The sequence below is a fragment of the Sphingomonas molluscorum genome, from assembly GCF_039522995.1.
GTDB lineage: Bacteria > Pseudomonadota > Alphaproteobacteria > Sphingomonadales > Sphingomonadaceae > Sphingomonas > Sphingomonas molluscorum.
Map to the genome: position 1 here is coordinate 116,772 of NZ_BAAAEL010000010.1, position 14,909 is coordinate 131,680.

General features: G+C 68.9%; 11 protein-coding genes. 5 read left to right on the top strand and 6 right to left on the bottom strand.

Going from position 1 to position 14,909, the window contains the following annotated elements:
- The first annotated feature begins 42 nt into the window (after positions 1 to 42).
- Together gyrB and ppc are read left to right on the top strand one after the other, a co-directional pair.
- The gene (gene gyrB, locus ABDZ92_RS11055) at positions 43 to 2,562 is read left to right on the top strand and encodes a DNA topoisomerase (ATP-hydrolyzing) subunit B (RefSeq protein ID WP_125959450.1); all 2,520 of its coding nucleotides are present in this window, start codon (positions 43 to 45) and stop codon (positions 2,560 to 2,562) included.
- Positions 2,563 to 2,698: 136 nt separating this feature from the next.
- The gene (gene ppc, locus ABDZ92_RS11060; RefSeq protein ID WP_125959449.1) at positions 2,699 to 5,374 is read left to right on the top strand and encodes a phosphoenolpyruvate carboxylase; all 2,676 of its coding nucleotides are present in this window, start codon (positions 2,699 to 2,701) and stop codon (positions 5,372 to 5,374) included.
- A gap of 364 nt (positions 5,375 to 5,738) precedes the next feature.
- Here ppc and ABDZ92_RS11065 read toward each other — a convergent pair whose 3' ends face one another.
- The 5 genes from ABDZ92_RS11065 to ABDZ92_RS11085 form a co-directional block, all read right to left on the bottom strand.
- The gene (locus ABDZ92_RS11065) at positions 5,739 to 7,310 is read right to left on the bottom strand and encodes a peptide chain release factor 3 (RefSeq protein WP_125959448.1); all 1,572 of its coding nucleotides are present in this window, start codon (positions 7,308 to 7,310) and stop codon (positions 5,739 to 5,741) included.
- A gap of 328 nt (positions 7,311 to 7,638) precedes the next feature.
- Positions 7,639 to 8,652: a DNA polymerase III subunit delta gene (gene holA / locus ABDZ92_RS11070; RefSeq protein ID WP_125959447.1), complete on the bottom strand. Its 1,014-nt coding sequence runs from the start codon at positions 8,650 to 8,652 to the stop codon at positions 7,639 to 7,641.
- Positions 8,649 to 9,158, bottom strand: a complete 510-nt coding sequence (gene lptE, locus ABDZ92_RS11075) for an LPS assembly lipoprotein LptE (RefSeq protein WP_125959446.1) — start codon at positions 9,156 to 9,158, stop codon at positions 8,649 to 8,651. The genes holA and lptE overlap by 4 nt, the downstream gene beginning before the upstream one ends.
- Positions 9,155 to 11,656, bottom strand: a complete 2,502-nt coding sequence (leuS, locus tag ABDZ92_RS11080) for a leucine--tRNA ligase (protein ID WP_125959445.1) — start codon at positions 11,654 to 11,656, stop codon at positions 9,155 to 9,157. Before leuS ends, lptE begins: the two co-directional genes overlap by 4 nt.
- 16 nt (positions 11,657 to 11,672) lie before the next feature.
- Positions 11,673 to 12,113: a DUF3576 domain-containing protein gene (locus ABDZ92_RS11085; RefSeq protein WP_125959444.1), complete on the bottom strand. Its 441-nt coding sequence runs from the start codon at positions 12,111 to 12,113 to the stop codon at positions 11,673 to 11,675.
- A 204-nt stretch (positions 12,114 to 12,317) separates the two neighbouring features.
- Between ABDZ92_RS11085 and ABDZ92_RS11090 the strand changes: the two genes are divergently transcribed.
- Entirely contained in the window at positions 12,318 to 13,019 is a 702-nt protein-coding gene (locus ABDZ92_RS11090) for a hypothetical protein (protein WP_241211743.1), read from the top strand.
- 12 nt (positions 13,020 to 13,031) lie between these two features.
- Here the strand turns inward: ABDZ92_RS11090 and ABDZ92_RS11095 are convergent, their stop codons facing one another.
- The gene (locus tag ABDZ92_RS11095) at positions 13,032 to 13,523 is read right to left on the bottom strand and encodes a thiamine phosphate synthase (protein ID WP_272695171.1); all 492 of its coding nucleotides are present in this window, start codon (positions 13,521 to 13,523) and stop codon (positions 13,032 to 13,034) included.
- 58 nt (positions 13,524 to 13,581) lie between these two features.
- Here ABDZ92_RS11095 and ABDZ92_RS11100 point away from each other — a divergent pair, with 58 nt between their 5' ends.
- Entirely contained in the window at positions 13,582 to 14,247 is a 666-nt protein-coding gene (locus ABDZ92_RS11100; protein ID WP_125959442.1) for a YggS family pyridoxal phosphate-dependent enzyme, read from the top strand.
- On the top strand, positions 14,247 to 14,909 hold the full coding sequence (locus ABDZ92_RS11105; protein WP_125959441.1) for an HAD family hydrolase: 663 nt from the start codon (positions 14,247 to 14,249) through the stop codon (positions 14,907 to 14,909). Before ABDZ92_RS11100 ends, ABDZ92_RS11105 begins: the two co-directional genes overlap by 1 nt.

Here is a 14,909-nt window from a genome sequence, read left to right on the forward strand (position 1 = left end):
ATTTTGCTTCCGTTCCTGGGGGTGAATCCCTATATCCTCGGTATGGCGACGAACCCCAACTCCAACGAATATGGCGCGGAATCGATCAAGGTCCTGAAGGGGCTGGATGCGGTTCGCAAGCGCCCCGGCATGTATATCGGCGACACCGACGACGGCTCGGGCCTCCACCACATGGTGTTCGAGGTGAGCGACAACGCGATCGACGAAGCGCTTGCCGGCCATTGCGACCGGGTGCTCATCACGCTCAATCCCGACGGGTCCGTCTCGGTCGAGGACAACGGCCGCGGCATCCCGACCGGCATCCATCCGGAGGAGGGCGTCTCGGCGGCCGAGGTCATCATGACCCAGCTGCATGCCGGCGGTAAGTTCGAGAACACGTCCGACGACAACGCCTACAAGGTGTCGGGCGGTCTGCACGGCGTGGGCGTGTCGGTGGTGAACGCGCTGTCCGAATATCTCGACCTCACCATCTGGCGCGATGGCGAGGAGCATTACATGCGCTTCCGCCACGGCGATGCCGAAGCGCCGCTGAAGGTCGTGGGCAAGGTCGAGGGCAAGCGCGGCACTCGCGTGACCTTCCTTCCCTCGACCGAAAAGGTGCCGGGCGACGGCGGTACCTTCAAGAACCACATCGAGTTCGATTTCGACAAGCTGGAGCATCGCTATCGCGAGCTGGCGTTCCTGAACTCGGGCGTCCGGCTGGTGCTGGTCGACGCGCGGCACGAGGAGCCGCGTGAGGTGGAGCTGTTCTACGAGGGCGGCATCGCCGCCTTCGTGAAATGGCTCGACCGCAACAAGCAGCCGCTGATGCCGGATCCGGTGGCGATCACCGGCCACCGCGACGACGTCGGCATCGACGTCGCGCTGGAGTGGAACGACAGCTATTATGAGAATGTGCTGTGCTTCACCAACAACATCCCGCAGCGGGATGGCGGTACGCACCTGGCGGCGTTCCGTGCGGCGCTGACCCGCACGATCAACAGCTATGCCGACAAGTCGGGCGCGCTGAAGAAGGAAAAGGTCACCCTCACCGGCGACGACATGCGCGAGGGGCTGACGGCGATTGTCTCGGTCAAGCTGCCCGACCCCAAGTTCAGCTCGCAGACCAAGGACAAGCTGGTCAGCTCCGAGGTCCGCCAGCCGCTCGAAAGCCTGATGGCCGACAAGCTCGCCGAATGGCTGGAAGAGAATCCGCAGGTCGCACGCCAGATCATCCAGAAGGTGATCGACGCGGCGGCTGCCCGAGAGGCCGCCAAGAAGGCACGCGAGCTCACCCGGCGCAAGGGGGTGATGGACATCGCCTCGCTGCCCGGCAAGCTCGCCGACTGCCAGGAGCGCGACCCCGCCAAGTCCGAGCTGTTCCTGGTCGAGGGTGACTCGGCCGGCGGCTCGGCCAAGCAGGGCCGCGACCGCCACTTCCAGGCGATCCTGCCGCTGCGCGGCAAGATCCTGAACGTCGAGCGCGCGCGCTTCGACCGGATGCTCGGCAGCCGCGAGATCGGCACGCTGATCCAGGCGATGGGCACGGGCATCGGCCGCGACGACTTCAACCTGGAAAAGCTGCGCTACCACAAGATCGTCATCATGACGGACGCGGACGTCGACGGCGCCCATATCCGCACGCTGCTGCTGACCTTCTTCTATCGTCAGATGCCGCAGATCATCGAGGCGGGGCACCTCTATATCGCCCAGCCGCCGCTCTATAAGGCGACGCGCGGCCGGTCGGAGGTGTACCTCAAGGATGACGCGGCGCTGGACGCCTATCTGGTGGACGCGGGCGTTGCCGCGCAGGTGCTGGAGACGCCGGCCGGTGGCCGCAGCGGCAGCGACCTCAAGACGCTGGTGGATCACGCGCGCCGCATGCGCACGCTGATGCGCTACGTCCCCCGCCGCTATGCGCCCGAGATCGTCGAGGTGCTGGCGCTGTCCGGCACGCTCGATCCAGAAGCGTCGCGCGCCCAGCGTGAGGAGCGGCTGGCGGATGCGGTCCGCCGCCTCGACAGCACCGACGGCGACGCCCGCTGGAGTGCCAGCATCTCCGAAGAGGGGGCGCTCCACTTCCGCCGCGTGTGGCGCGGCGTCACCGATCACCATGTGATCGAGGCTGCCTTCCTGACCTCGGCCGAGGGGCGCAAGCTCCACGCGCTGACGGCCGAGGAGGTCGAGAGCTACGCTGCCACGGGCAAGCTGGTGCCGGCGCGCGGCGCCCAGGCGAGCGATGCCGACAATCCGGTCGCGGACTTGGAGGAGAGCGAGGCGACGCCCGTCACCGCCGCTAAGGGCGAGGTGCTGATCGCACGGCCCAGCCAGCTGCTCGACGCGATTCTCGCCGCCGGGCGCAAGGGCCTGTCGATCCAGCGCTACAAGGGGCTGGGCGAGATGAATGCGGAACAGCTGTGGGAAACCACGCTCGATCCGCAGAACCGCTCGATGCTGCGCGTCGCGATCGAGCAGGCGGATGTCGCGGACGAGATCTTCACCCGCCTGATGGGCGACGTGGTGGAGCCCCGCCGCGAGTTCATCCAGGAAAATGCGCTGAGCGTCGCCAACCTCGACGTGTGATTTGTGCTGCCCGGCGGTGTGGTGCCGCCGGGCAGAACTTCTGGTAGCGGTAATATTGCTTCGAGAAGCGGCGCTATGACGCACGAAATGAAAAGAGTTGGTTGACCGGAGCGCCTCCGCAGCGCAGCAACCCGGCATGGCAAGCCTTCCCCCGATCACCAACAATCCCGATGTTCGCTTCCTCGGCCGCCTGCTTGGCGACGTGATCCGCGCCTATGGCGGGGAGGACCTGTTCAAGCGCATCGAGTACATCCGCGCGACTTCGGTCGATCGGCATCGCGGCGTGGCTGGCGCGGACGCGATCGATCCGGGGCTGGATCGGCTGACGCTGGACGAGACGATCGCGTTCGTGCGCGGCTTCATGCTGTTCTCGATGCTGGCGAACCTCGCCGAGGACCGGCAAGGCGTGGCGGCGGAGGCCGGGGCGGACGTCGCCCATGCGCTGGAGCGATTGGGGAAGCACGGCATCGGCCGCGATGCGGTGCTCGCGCTGCTCGACGACGCGCTGCTGATGCCGGTGCTCACCGCCCATCCGACCGAGGTGCGGCGCAAGAGCATGATCGACCACCGCAACCGCATCGCCGAACTGATGGCGCTGCGGGACGGCGGCGTGGAGGAGACCGAGGACGGCGACCAGGTTGACGAGGCGATCCTCCGCCAGATCGCGCTCCTGTGGCAGACCCGCGTGCTCCGCCGCGAACGACTGTATGTGGCGGACGAGGTCGAGACCGCGCTCAGCTACCTGCGGGACGTGTTCCTGCCGACGCTGCCGGCGCTCTACGCGCGCTGGGAACGGGCGCTCGGCGCGCGGCCGGCATCGTTCCTGCGCCCCGGCAGCTGGATCGGCGGCGATCGCGACGGCAATCCCTATGTCACCGCGGACTCGCTGCGGCTGGCGCTGTCGCGCTCGGCCGAGGCGGTGCTGGGCTACTATCTGGATGCGGTGCATGCGCTGGGCGCCGAGCTGTCGATCTCGACCGAACATGCGACCGTGGACGCGGGCGTCGAGGCGCTGGCGGAGCGGAGCGGGGATACGGCCGCAAGCCGTGCCGACGAGCCGTTCCGCCGCGCTTTGTCGGGCATCTACGCGCGGCTCGCCGCCACCTATCGGGCACTGACAGGCAAGGCGCCGCCGCGGCCGGCCGCCCTGGACGGGGAACGCTATCCTGACCCGGCTGCGTTGCGGGAGGATCTGACGGCGCTTGCGCATGCGCTCACGATCGGCGGCAACGGCCCCCTGGCGAGCGGCGGCGCCCTGGGCCGGCTCATCCGGGCGGTGGAGACTTTCGGCTTCCACCTGGCAACGCTCGACATGCGCCAGAACAGCGCAGTGCACGAGCGCGTCGTCGCCGAACTCCTGAAGGCAGGCGGGGTCGCGGAGGACTATGCCGCCCTGGACGAAGACGCGCGGGTGGCGCTGCTCCGCCGCGAGTTGGCGAGCCCCCGGCCGCTGACCTCGCCCTATGCCGCCTATTCGGAGGAAACGGCATCCGAGCTGGCGATCCTCCATGCTGCGGCCGAAGCCCATGCCCGCTACGGCCGCGACTGCATCCGCCACTATATCGTCTCCATGGCGCAATCCGTGTCGGACCTGCTGGAGGTCAACCTGCTCCTGAAGGAAGCGGGGCTGTACGTGCCGGGCGCGACGCCGCAGGCGCATGTCATGGCGATCCCGCTGTTCGAGACGATCGGTGACCTGGAGGCGGCGCCGGAGATCATGCGCGCCTGGTTCGCGCTGCCCGAGGTCGCCGCGGTGGCAAGCGTGCGTGGGCACCAGGAAGTGATGATCGGCTATTCCGACTCCAACAAGGACGGCGGCTATCTGACCTCCACCTGGCAGCTGAGCCGCGGGTCGACCGCGCTCCGGCCGGTATTCGAGGAGGCCCGGGTCCGCATGCAGCTGTTCCACGGCCGCGGCGGCGCGGTCGGGCGCGGGGGCGGGTCCTCGTTCGCGGCGATCCAGGCGCAGCCGCCCGGCACGGTGCAGGGCCGCATCCGCATCACCGAACAGGGCGAGGTGATCGCCGCGAAATATGGCACGCGGGCGAGCGCCACCACCAACCTGGAGGCGATGGCCTCCGCGACCCTGCTGGCCAGCCTGGAGCCGGAGCGGCTGGCGCCTGTCGATTACGAGCGCTTCGCCGCGGCGATGGACACGCTCTCCGAGACGGCGTTCCGCGCCTATCGCGGGCTGGTCTATGAGACCGACGGCTTCCGGACCTTCTTCCGCCAGATGACGCCGATCAGCGAGATCGCGGGGCTCAAGATCGGATCGCGCCCGGCAAGCCGCAAGAAATCCGACGCGATCGAGGACCTGCGCGCGATCCCGTGGGTGTTCAGCTGGGCGCAGGCGCGGGTGATGCTGCCCGGCTGGTACGGCGTCGGCCAGGCGATCGCCGCGTTCGAGGACAAGGGGCTGCTGCGCGAGATGGCGAGCGGCTGGCCCTTGTTCGCCGCGACGCTTGCCAACATGGAGATGGTGCTGGCCAAGTCCGACATGGGGATCGCCGCGCGCTATGCGGCGCTCGTGGAGGATCGGGCGCTTGGGGAGGCGATCTTCGGGCGCATCCGCGACGGCTGGCAGGCGACGCAGGATGGGCTGCTCACCCTCACCCGCCAGACGCGGCTGCTGGAGAAGCATCCGGCGCTGGAGACGTCGATCCGGTTGCGGTTGCCGTACATCGAGCCCCTCAACCTGCTGCAGATCGAGCTGCTGAAGCGGCATCGTGCCGGCGAGGAGGATGCGCGGATCGGGGAGGGCATCCTGCTATCGATCAACGCGATCGCGACGGCCTTGCGCAACAGCGGGTGACCTTCCGTCACTCAGACCGTCTGTCCTGAGGTGCCGTTGAGCGAAGTCGAAACGGCGTATCGAAGGACCTGTGCTTCGATACGGGTCTTCGACAAGCTCAGCCCCTACTCAGCACGAACGGTTGGGGTTGATACCGCCCCTTTCCCCAAGCCGAGAGGTCTCCCCTCCCGTTTGCTTCGAGCTTGTCGAGAAGGCCACAGGCACCGCTCGCCAGCGCTTCTCGAATGGCTCGAAGCAAACCGATGGGCGGTGCGGCGCGCGTACCCTTGTGCTCCCGCGCAGGCGGGAGCCCAGGGTTTCTCAGCGGAGCGCTTTTGGCTGCTTCTCGACAAGCTCGAAGCAAACGGGAGAGGGCGTTGGAACCTTACCGTTCGCGCGTCGCGGCGAAGCGGACGTTCGGGTAGCGGTCGGCGACATAGCCGACTTCCCACGCCGACTTGGCGAGGAACACCGGGTTGCCGTCGCGGTCCTTGGCCATCGCGGTGCGGTTGAGGTCGGCGAAGGTCTTGAGGTCCGTCGGATCCTCCGAGGACACCCAGCGCGCGGTCTCGAACGGTGCTGGCTCCAGCCCGGCGGCGACCTTGTACTCCGCGTCCAGGCGGCTGAGCAGCACCTCGAGCTGGAGCTGGCCGACCACGCCGATGATCCAGTTCGAGCCGATTTCCGGATAGAAGACCTGGGTCACGCCTTCCTCGGCCATGTCGTCCAGCGCCTTGCGCAGCTGCTTGGTCTTGGTCGGGTCCTTGAGCGCTACGCGGCGCAGGATTTCGGGCGCGAAATTGGGGAGTCCCGTGAAGCGCACGTCGGCGCGCTCCGACAGCGTGTCGCCGACGCGCAGCGTGCCGTGATTGGGGATGCCGATGATGTCGCCCGGAAACGCCTCGTCCGCCAGCTCGCGCTCGCGGGCGAAGAACAGGATCGGCGAGTGCACCGCGATCGGCTTGCCATGGCCGCTGGGCGTCAGCTTCATGCCGCGCTTGAAGGTGCCCGAGCACAGCCGCATGAACGCGATGCGGTCGCGATGGTTGGGGTCCATGTTGGCCTGGACCTTGAACACGAAGCCGGTGACTTCCGGGTTGCTCGGGTCGACCGGCGCCGGCTCGGCCGGCTGCGGGCGCGGCGGCGGGGCGTATTCGGCAAGCGCCTTGATGAGCGAGTCGACGCCGAACTCCTTGAGCGCCGAGCCGAAGTAGACCGGCGTCAGGTCGCCGTTGCGATAGGCTTCGCCATCGAACTCGGCGTAGCCGGCCATCGCCAGCTCGGCGTCCTCGCGCAGCTTGGCGACGCCCTCGGCCGAGAGCAGTTCGTCGAGCTTGGGATCGTCGAGGCCGGTGGTCTCGACCACCTTGCCCTGGAACTCGCGGCTCGGCCCTTCCGGCAGCAGCAGGCGGTTGCTGCGCAGGTCATAGATGCCTTCGAACGCGCCGCCCATGCCGACCGGCCAGGTCATCGGCGTGACGTCGAGCTGGAGCAGGTCGGCGACCTCGTCCAACGTCTCGAACACCGGGCGCCCCTCGCGATCGACCTTGTTGACGAAGGTGATGATGGGGACGTTGCGCAGGCGGCAGACCTCGAACAGCTTGCGCGTCTGGCTCTCGATGCCCTTGGCGACGTCGATCACCATGACGGCCGAGTCGACCGCGGTCAGCGTGCGATAGGTGTCTTCGGAAAAGTCCTCGTGGCCCGGCGTGTCGAGCAGGTTGAAGGTCACGCCCTCGCGCTCGAACGTCATCACCGAGGAGGTGACGGAGATGCCGCGCTGCTGCTCGATCTTCATCCAGTCGGAGCGCGCACGCCGGGCGGCGCCGCGCGCCTTGACCTCGCCCGCCAGGTGAATCGCGCCGCCGAACAGCAGCAGCTTTTCCGTGAGCGTGGTCTTGCCGGCGTCGGGGTGGGAAATGATCGCAAAGGTGCGGCGGTCGGAAGCGGTGGGCATCGGGAATCCAGGAAAGGGGTTGCGGACGCCCTGCCCTGCTTTTGCGCGGGCGTCAAAAGGAGGCGGGGAGCCAGCAAGCACCGCGCCCGCCTTCCCCTCGTTCGGGGCCGCCTCCCTTCACCGTTTGTGCCGAGTAGAGATCGAGGTGCTGCGTCAGCAGCGTATCGAGAGCTCGTATCGAGGTACGGTCCCGCGCGACAACCCTCCCTCGATACGCCATCTCGATACGCGGCTACGCCGCTACTCGACGGCTACTCGGGATGAACGGGGGGTGGAGGAGGGGAGGCGCAGATCAGCATTGGGCGTGTAGGGTTAGGGGCGCCGCCCCTTACCGCCGCACACTCCGCGCCGCCGCCACCGCAACGTGTGCGGTCAGCACGTCCCCAGCGCTCGCGCCGGACATGGTCGCGCGCTCGGTCTGTCGCAGTCGGTCGATCGCGCGGGCGAGTTGGGGCGAACTCCAGCGGCGCAGCGCGTCCATCGTCGGCTGCTTCTCGCGAAAGAACACGCGGTGGCGCTCGATCACGTCGGCGGGGCGGTCGCCGGCGTCGATCTCGGCGCGCATCTCGGCGAGCGACAGGAGTTTGCGGACCGTCATGCGCAGCAGCGGCACCGAATGGTTGCCGCCGGCCTCGAGCGCCGCGACCTCGGCGCCGGCGGTGGCAGCGTCGCCGCCGACGATCGCGGCGATCGCACCGAACATCTCCGCCTCGCCCAAGTCTGCGCCGATCGCGTCGAGGGCGGGCAAGCCGGCGTCGCGGGGCTGGTCGGGGGCGGCGTCGAGGAACAGCGCCAGCTTCTCGATCTCGCGCGCCAGGATCGCACGATCGCCGCCGCTCGCCACCGCAAGATGCTCGGCAGCCTCGTGGCTGAGGCGCAGGCCTTGGTCGCGCCCGAGCGCCGTCGCCAGTCGGGCGGCGGCTTGTGCATCGGGCACGTAGCAGGCGCATTCAAAGGCGTTGGACGCGGCCGACACGAGCTTCACGAGCTTGCCCGTGCCCTTCACCGAGGGGGCGAGCGCCACCACCGGATTGCCGGCGCGCTCGGCGGAGAGCAGCAGCGTGACCGCCTCCAGCGACTCCTCGCCCATCGCGTTGACGCGGATGTAGCGGGCACCGCCGAACAGCGAGAGCGAGGCGGCTTCGTCGGCGAGCGCGCCGGGCCGTGCCTTCAGCGCGCTGCCGTCGAACTCGATGCGCTCCGCCTCGGGGCCCATCGCGCGGGCGAGTCGCTGCGCGAGTTCGGCCGCACCGGCCTCATCGGGGCCGTGCAGCAGGTAGAGGCGGATGTCGGGGGCAGGCTTGTCGAGCCGCGGCCCCAGCGTGTCGGGCTTGGCCTTCACTGCCCGGCGGGGAGGTCGGTCCGCTGCGCGTACGACGCGAGGCGGCTGATGATCTGGTCCGCGACGATGCCCGACAGCCGCTCCAGCGCCGACTGCTCGGCGGCGATGGTGGCATATTCGGAGCTCACCACGTCAATGCCGACGTCGGAGCCCGCGGTTGCGTCGAGCACCGTCTCGCCGCTTGCGGCATCGACCAGCTGGTAGCGCGCGCGCAGCGTCCGGCGCTCGCGCGTCACCGCATCGTCGCGGCGGACGCCCAGGCCGGTGATCTCGTCATCGAGCACCACCTGCAGCCGGTAGCGCGGTGCGCCTTCGGCACGCAGCCGGTCGCGCAGCGCCGTCGACATCAGCCAACCGTTCTGGCCGGGGATGGGGGCGACCTCGACGCCCGAGAGCAGCGCCCGCACCGGTCCGGACTCGCCGCCCGCATAGAGCGGCCGCAGACCGCAGCCGGCGAGGGCCAGCGGCAGGCAGGCGAGCAGCAGCGGGGCGGCGCGCCGGATCATGCGACGATGTTCACCAGGCGATCGGGAACCACGATCACCTTGCGCGGCGGCTTGCCCTCCATCGCGCGCTGGACGTTGGCCGAGGCGAGCGCTGCGGCCTCCGCATCCTCGCGCGCGGTGCCCTTGGGCAGGGTCAGCGTGTCGCGCAGCTTGCCGTTGACCTGCACCGCGACGGTGACCTCATCCTCGACCAGGAGCGCGGCGTCGACTTCCGGCCAGGGCGCATCGGCGATCAGCCCGTCGCCGCCGTTTGCGGCCCAGGCTTCCTCGGCGATGTGCGGCACCATCGGCGCCACCAGCCGCATGAGCGTGCGGATCGCCTGGGTGCGGGACGCGGACGGTGCGGCCTTTTCGATCATGCCGGTCAGCTCATAGAGCTTGGCGACCGCCTTGTTGAACGCCAGTGCCTCGACGTCGGCGGCGATGCCGGCGATCGTCTGGTGCAGCTTGCGGTCGAGCGCCTTGTCGGACCCCTCGGTGCCCGCCTGTTCGGCGAGGCCGTCGAACAGCCGCCACAGCCGCTGGACGAAGCGCCACGAACCCTCGATGCCCGCCTCGCTCCACGGCAGGTCGCGCTCGGGCGGGCTGTCGGACAGCATGAACCACCGCACCGCGTCCGCGCCGTACTGGTCGACGATCGGACCGGGATCGACGGTGTTCTTCTTGGACTTGGACATCTTCTCGACGCGGCCGACCGTGATGGCCTCACCGGTCGCGATCTCCACGCCGTCCTGCACTTCCGCAGGACCCAGCCAGCGGCCGTCCGAGGACTTGTAGGTCTCGTGCGTCACCATGCCCTGGGTGAACAGGCCGGTGAACGGCTCGGCCACGTCGATCAGGCCGGTGCGCTTGAGCGCGCGCGTCCAGAAGCGGGCGTAGAGCAGGTGCAGGATCGCATGCTCGACGCCGCCGATATACTGCCCGACCGGCAGCCACTGGGCGACGACATCCTTGTCGAACGGCTTGTCCTTGGGCTGGCTGGCGAAGCGGATGAAGTACCAGGACGAATCCGCGAAGGTGTCGAGCGTGTCGGTCTCGCGCCGCGCCGACTTGCCGCAGGTCGGGCAGTCGACGTGCTTCCAGGTCGGATGGCGATCGAGCGGATTGCCCGGTACGTCGAAGCTGACGTCCTCGGGCAGCACCACCGGCAGCTGGTCCTGCGAGACCGGCACCGCGCCGCAATCCTCGCAATGGATGATCGGGATCGGCGTGCCCCAATAGCGCTGGCGGCTGACGCCCCAGTCGCGGAGGCGCCAGACGGTCGTGCCTTCGCCCCAGCCGTCGGCTTCGCCGCGTGCGATCACCGCCGCCTTGGCGGCGTCCACGTCCATGTCGTCGAGGAAGTCGGAGTTCACCAGCTGGCCACCGCCGGTATAGGCCTCGTCGCCTTCGAACAGCGGATCGCGGTGCTCCCCGTCGGCCACCACGCGGCGCACCGGCAGCTGGTATTTGCGCGCGAAGTCCAGGTCGCGCTGGTCGTGCGCCGGAACGCCCATGACAGCGCCGGTGCCATATTCCATCAGCACGAAGTTGGCGATGAACACCGGCATCGGCAGCCCGGTGAACGGGTGCGTCGCGGTGGCGCCGGCGTCGTAGCCGAGCTTTTCCTGGGTCTCGATCTCGGCCGCGGTGGTGCCGCCCTGCTTGCAGCGATCGATGAACGCCTGTGCTTCCGGATCGCGCAACGCCGCCGCCTGGGCGATCGGATGGTCGGCTGCGACCGCGACGAAGCTCGCGCCAAAGATCGTGTCCGGGCGGGTCGAGAACACCTCGACCGGCTGCCCGTCGGAGACCTGGAAGCGGATCTTCATGCCGCGGCTCTTGCCGATCCAGTTCTCTTGCATCAGCTTGACCTTGTCGGGCCACTGATCGAGCGACTGGAGCCCGTCGAGCAGCTCGTCGGCAAAGTCCGTGATCTTGAGGAACCACTGGGAGAGCTTGCGCTTCTCCACCAGCGCGCCGGAGCGCCAGCCGCGGCCGTCGATCACCTGCTCGTTGGCGAGCACGGTCATGTCGACCGGGTCCCAATTGACCGGCGATTCCTTGCGATAGACGAGGCCCGCCGCATAGAGGTGCAGGAACAGCGCCTGCTCATGGCCATAATAGTCGGGCTCGCAGGTCGCGAGCTCGCGCGTCCAGTCGAGTGCGAAGCCCAGGCGCTTCAGCTGCGCCTTCATCGTCGCGATGTTGTCGCGGGTCCAGCCGCCCGGATGCACGCCCTTTTCCATGGCGGCATTCTCGGCCGGCATACCGAACGCGTCCCAGCCCATCGGGTGGAGCACTTCATAGCCGGTCATCCGGCGGAAGCGCGCGAGCACGTCACCCATCGTATAGTTGCGCACGTGGCCCATATGGATGCGCCCCGACGGGTAGGGGAACATCTCGAGCACGTAGCTCTTGGGGCGCGGGCTATCGTCGCGGGCGGCGAAGGTGCGGCGGTCTTCCCACAGCTTCTGCCAGGCCGCATCCGCCTTCAGTGCATTGAAACGCGAGGCCATTTCAGGGGTGCTTGCCTCAGCCGATCAGCGCGCCGCGGCGCAGGTCGCGCGCACGGGTCAGGATGATGTCTTCGAGCTTCTGGACGGTGGCGGCCTGAACCGGCGCCTCCACCCACTGGCCGTTCTGCTGCACCTGGCGGAGCGCCGCCACGCGCAGGGCGTCGGCGCGCAGATCCTGGTCGAGGATGCTGACGGTAACCTTCATGCGCTCGGTCGGCGTGGCCGGATTCACATACCAGTCGGTGACGATCACGCCGCCGTTCGAATCGGTCTGCAGCAGCGGCATGAAGCTGAGCGTGTCGAGGCTGGCACGCCACAGATAGCTGTTGACGCCGATGGTCGTCACCTGGGAGGCGGCGAGATCGGCCTTCAGATCGTCCTTGCGGCTGCCGCACGCGGTGAGCGTGAGGGCAATCGCGAGCGGACCCAGGATCGCGGTGCGCAACGGGCGGATCATCGGCGTTTCCTTGGAAGAACGGAACATCGGCTGCTTCTATAGAGGGTCGCGGTGCCGCCGCAAGCGGCGCGGCCCCGCAGGCAGTACCGGGCGGCATGTGGGCGGATTGCAACAGTTCACCGGAATCGTGTTCGGCCGGTGGCGACATGCAACCGAATCATGCTAGCGCACTTTTGAAGCGGGAGGAGAAACGGGGTGCTTACGATGCGCGCCATGGCTGGATTGGGGATCGGGGTGCTGAGCGCCGCCGGAGCCTTGATCGCGCCTGCGCTCGGTGCCCCGGAAGGCTCGCGTGCCGTGGCCTTTCGCCGTGCGGCCCCCGTCAGCAGCATCGGCGGCTTCACGCCCTCATCCGCCGATCCCAAGCTTGCCGCGGTTCTCGCGCGCAGCGGGATCGACGGCAGCAGCTTCCGCTTTACGCCTTCGGAAGGCCAGCGCATCAGCAAGCGTGCCGTGACGGTCGCGGTGCGTGCGCGCACGCAGCCGGCTTCCGCTTCGGAGCATGCGGCGGTCGACACCAACGTCGGCCCCACGCTGGCGCCCATCGCCTATAATCTCGGAACCTCGGTCGGCTGGAAGCGTTTTGCCGCCGCCGGCGATCTCGCCAAGCTCGACCTGGGCGTGCAGCCGGGCAATCGCGATCGCATCGGTGCTGCGGTCGGCAAGGCGGCCCGTCGTACCAGCAGCGTGACCGTGGGCGGCGAAAAGCCGCTGGTCGATCAGGCCAAGCTGGTGGCGGATGTACCCAGCGCGTCGATCGACGTCGGGGGCTCCTATTCGCTGACTCGTCACTTCGACGTGACGGCGGGCGTGCGCTACAAGTCCGACAAGGACCGGCTCCTGCGGACCGAGGACACGCGTCGGGACAGCCAGGCGCTCTACGTGGGCACCGCCTTCCGCTTCTGATCCGGCCGGGCGCTACCGCGTCCAGGCATCGATCGCAGCCCAGCCGTGAACGCCGAAGCCGGCCAGGCTGCGCGCGCGCCGTGCATCCATGCCGCCGAGTGCGATCACCGGGATGCCGGCTCCTCGAATCATCATTCCGAAGCGGACTCGTCCGAGCGCGGGAGCGCCCGGGTGCGAGCGGGTGGCGAAGACGGGGGAGGCGAACACGGCGTCGACTCCGTCGCGGCGGGCGGCCACCACGTCGCGACGATGGTGTGCGGGGCGAGTCGCGAGCCCTTGCTTTGGAGCTGCGCTGCGCGTGCCATGCCGACCGTCGGCGCCTGGCAGGCGGGCGCCGGCGACGAGCAGCACCAGCCGCCGGCGCCGCGCGATGCGTCGGACACGCGCGAACAGCGCGGCGCGCTCTCGGGGCGACAGCTGATAGTGGCGGAACACCACGCCCGCGCCGCGCGGCAGCCGTTCGAGCGCGTCCCACAGCGCCTCGCCGATCCGCGGGTCGGTCATCAGCCATTGGCGGGGGAGGGGCTGGCGGGCACGCATCGCGCTACCTATAGCGCCCCCGATGACCACCGACGATGCCCCCCAGCGGCTGGCCGATGTGCGCGAGCGGATCGCGCGCGCCGAGCAGCTCGCCAAGCGCCCGGCCGGCGCCACCAGCCTGATCGCCGTCTCCAAGACGCACGAGGCTCCCGCCATCGCCCCGCTGATCGCCGCGGGCCAGCGCGTGTTCGGCGAGAACCGCGTGCAGGAGGCGCAGGCGAAATGGCCGGCGCTGCGCGAGGCGACCCCGGACATCGAGCTGCACCTGGTCGGGCAGCTTCAGTCCAACAAGGCCGACGACGCGGTGGCGCTGTTCGACGCGATCCATTCGCTCGACCGGCCGTCGCTGGTCGCCGCCCTCGCCAAGGCAATGGACCGGCACGACCGACGTCCCGCCTGTTTCGTGCAGGTCGACATCGGCGACGAGCCGCAGAAGGGCGGCGTTGCCGTCGCCGAATTGCCGGTACTGCTTGCCGAGGCTCGGCGCGCCGAACTGCCGGTAATCGGGCTGATGTGCGTGCCGCCGCTGGAGCTGGAGCCGGCGCCTTGGTTTGCGCTGCTGGCGAAGCTCGCCGACGACAACGGCCTGCCGGGGCTCAGCATGGGCATGTCCGGGGATTACGAGACCGCGGTGACGCTGGGGGCCACCCATGTGCGGGTCGGCACCGCCTTGTTCGGGGCACGCTGATGCGGTTCGACGCGATCCTGTTCGACTTCGACGGTGTGCTGCTGGAAAGCGAATGGGCGGGCAACCGCCACCTCGCCGATTACCTGACGGCCGCCGGCCACCCGATCGACACCGCCGAGGCGATGGCGCGCTTCATGGGTCGTGCGGGCAAGGACTTCCTGGACGAGGTGGAGGCGTTCCTGGGGCGCCCGATCCCGGCCGACTTCCACGAGGCCCGTGCCGCAGAGGATGCGCACGCGGTCGCCGAGGGAATCGAGGAAGTGGCGGGTGCGGTCGCCTTCGTGCGCTCGTTGCCGCCCGGGCTGCCGCGCGCGATCGCCTCGTCGAGTTCGACGCGCTGGATCACCGCGCATCTCGACCATCTGGGCTTGCGCGACGCGTTCGGCGACAAGGTGTTCAGCGGACGCGAGCATGTCACCCGCGGCAAACCGGCACCGGACCTGTATCTCTATGCTGCCGACGCGCTCGGCGTGCCGATCGAACGTTGCGTGATCCTGGAGGACTCGCCGGTGGGCGCCACCGGTGCGGTGGCATCGGGTGCGCACGTCATCGGCCTGTGCGCCGGCCAGCATTGCGGCATCGGCCATGCGGACGTGCTGCGCCGGATCGGCGTGCACGACATCGCCGGGGATTTCGAAGAGGTGGCGCGGCTGGTCGCCTGA

Bases quoted from the DNA above. Each gene is read 5' to 3' on its own strand.
- gyrB (WP_125959450.1), top strand. From the start codon at position 43: ATGGCGACGAACCCCAACTCCAACGAATATGGCGCGGAATCGATCAAG.
- ppc (WP_125959449.1), top strand. From the start codon at position 2,699: ATGGCAAGCCTTCCCCCGATCACCAACAATCCCGATGTTCGCTTCCTC.
- ABDZ92_RS11065 (WP_125959448.1), bottom strand. From the start codon at position 7,310: ATGCCCACCGCTTCCGACCGCCGCACCTTTGCGATCATTTCCCACCCC.
- lptE (WP_125959446.1), bottom strand. From the start codon at position 9,158: ATGATCCGGCGCGCCGCCCCGCTGCTGCTCGCCTGCCTGCCGCTGGCC.
- leuS (WP_125959445.1), bottom strand. From the start codon at position 11,656: ATGGCCTCGCGTTTCAATGCACTGAAGGCGGATGCGGCCTGGCAGAAG.
- ABDZ92_RS11085 (WP_125959444.1), bottom strand. From the start codon at position 12,113: ATGATCCGCCCGTTGCGCACCGCGATCCTGGGTCCGCTCGCGATTGCC.
- ABDZ92_RS11090 (WP_241211743.1), top strand. From the start codon at position 12,318: ATGCGCGCCATGGCTGGATTGGGGATCGGGGTGCTGAGCGCCGCCGGA.
- ABDZ92_RS11095 (WP_272695171.1), bottom strand. From the start codon at position 13,523: ATGACCGACCCGCGGATCGGCGAGGCGCTGTGGGACGCGCTCGAACGG.
- ABDZ92_RS11100 (WP_125959442.1), top strand. From the start codon at position 13,582: ATGACCACCGACGATGCCCCCCAGCGGCTGGCCGATGTGCGCGAGCGG.
- ABDZ92_RS11105 (WP_125959441.1), top strand. From the start codon at position 14,247: ATGCGGTTCGACGCGATCCTGTTCGACTTCGACGGTGTGCTGCTGGAA.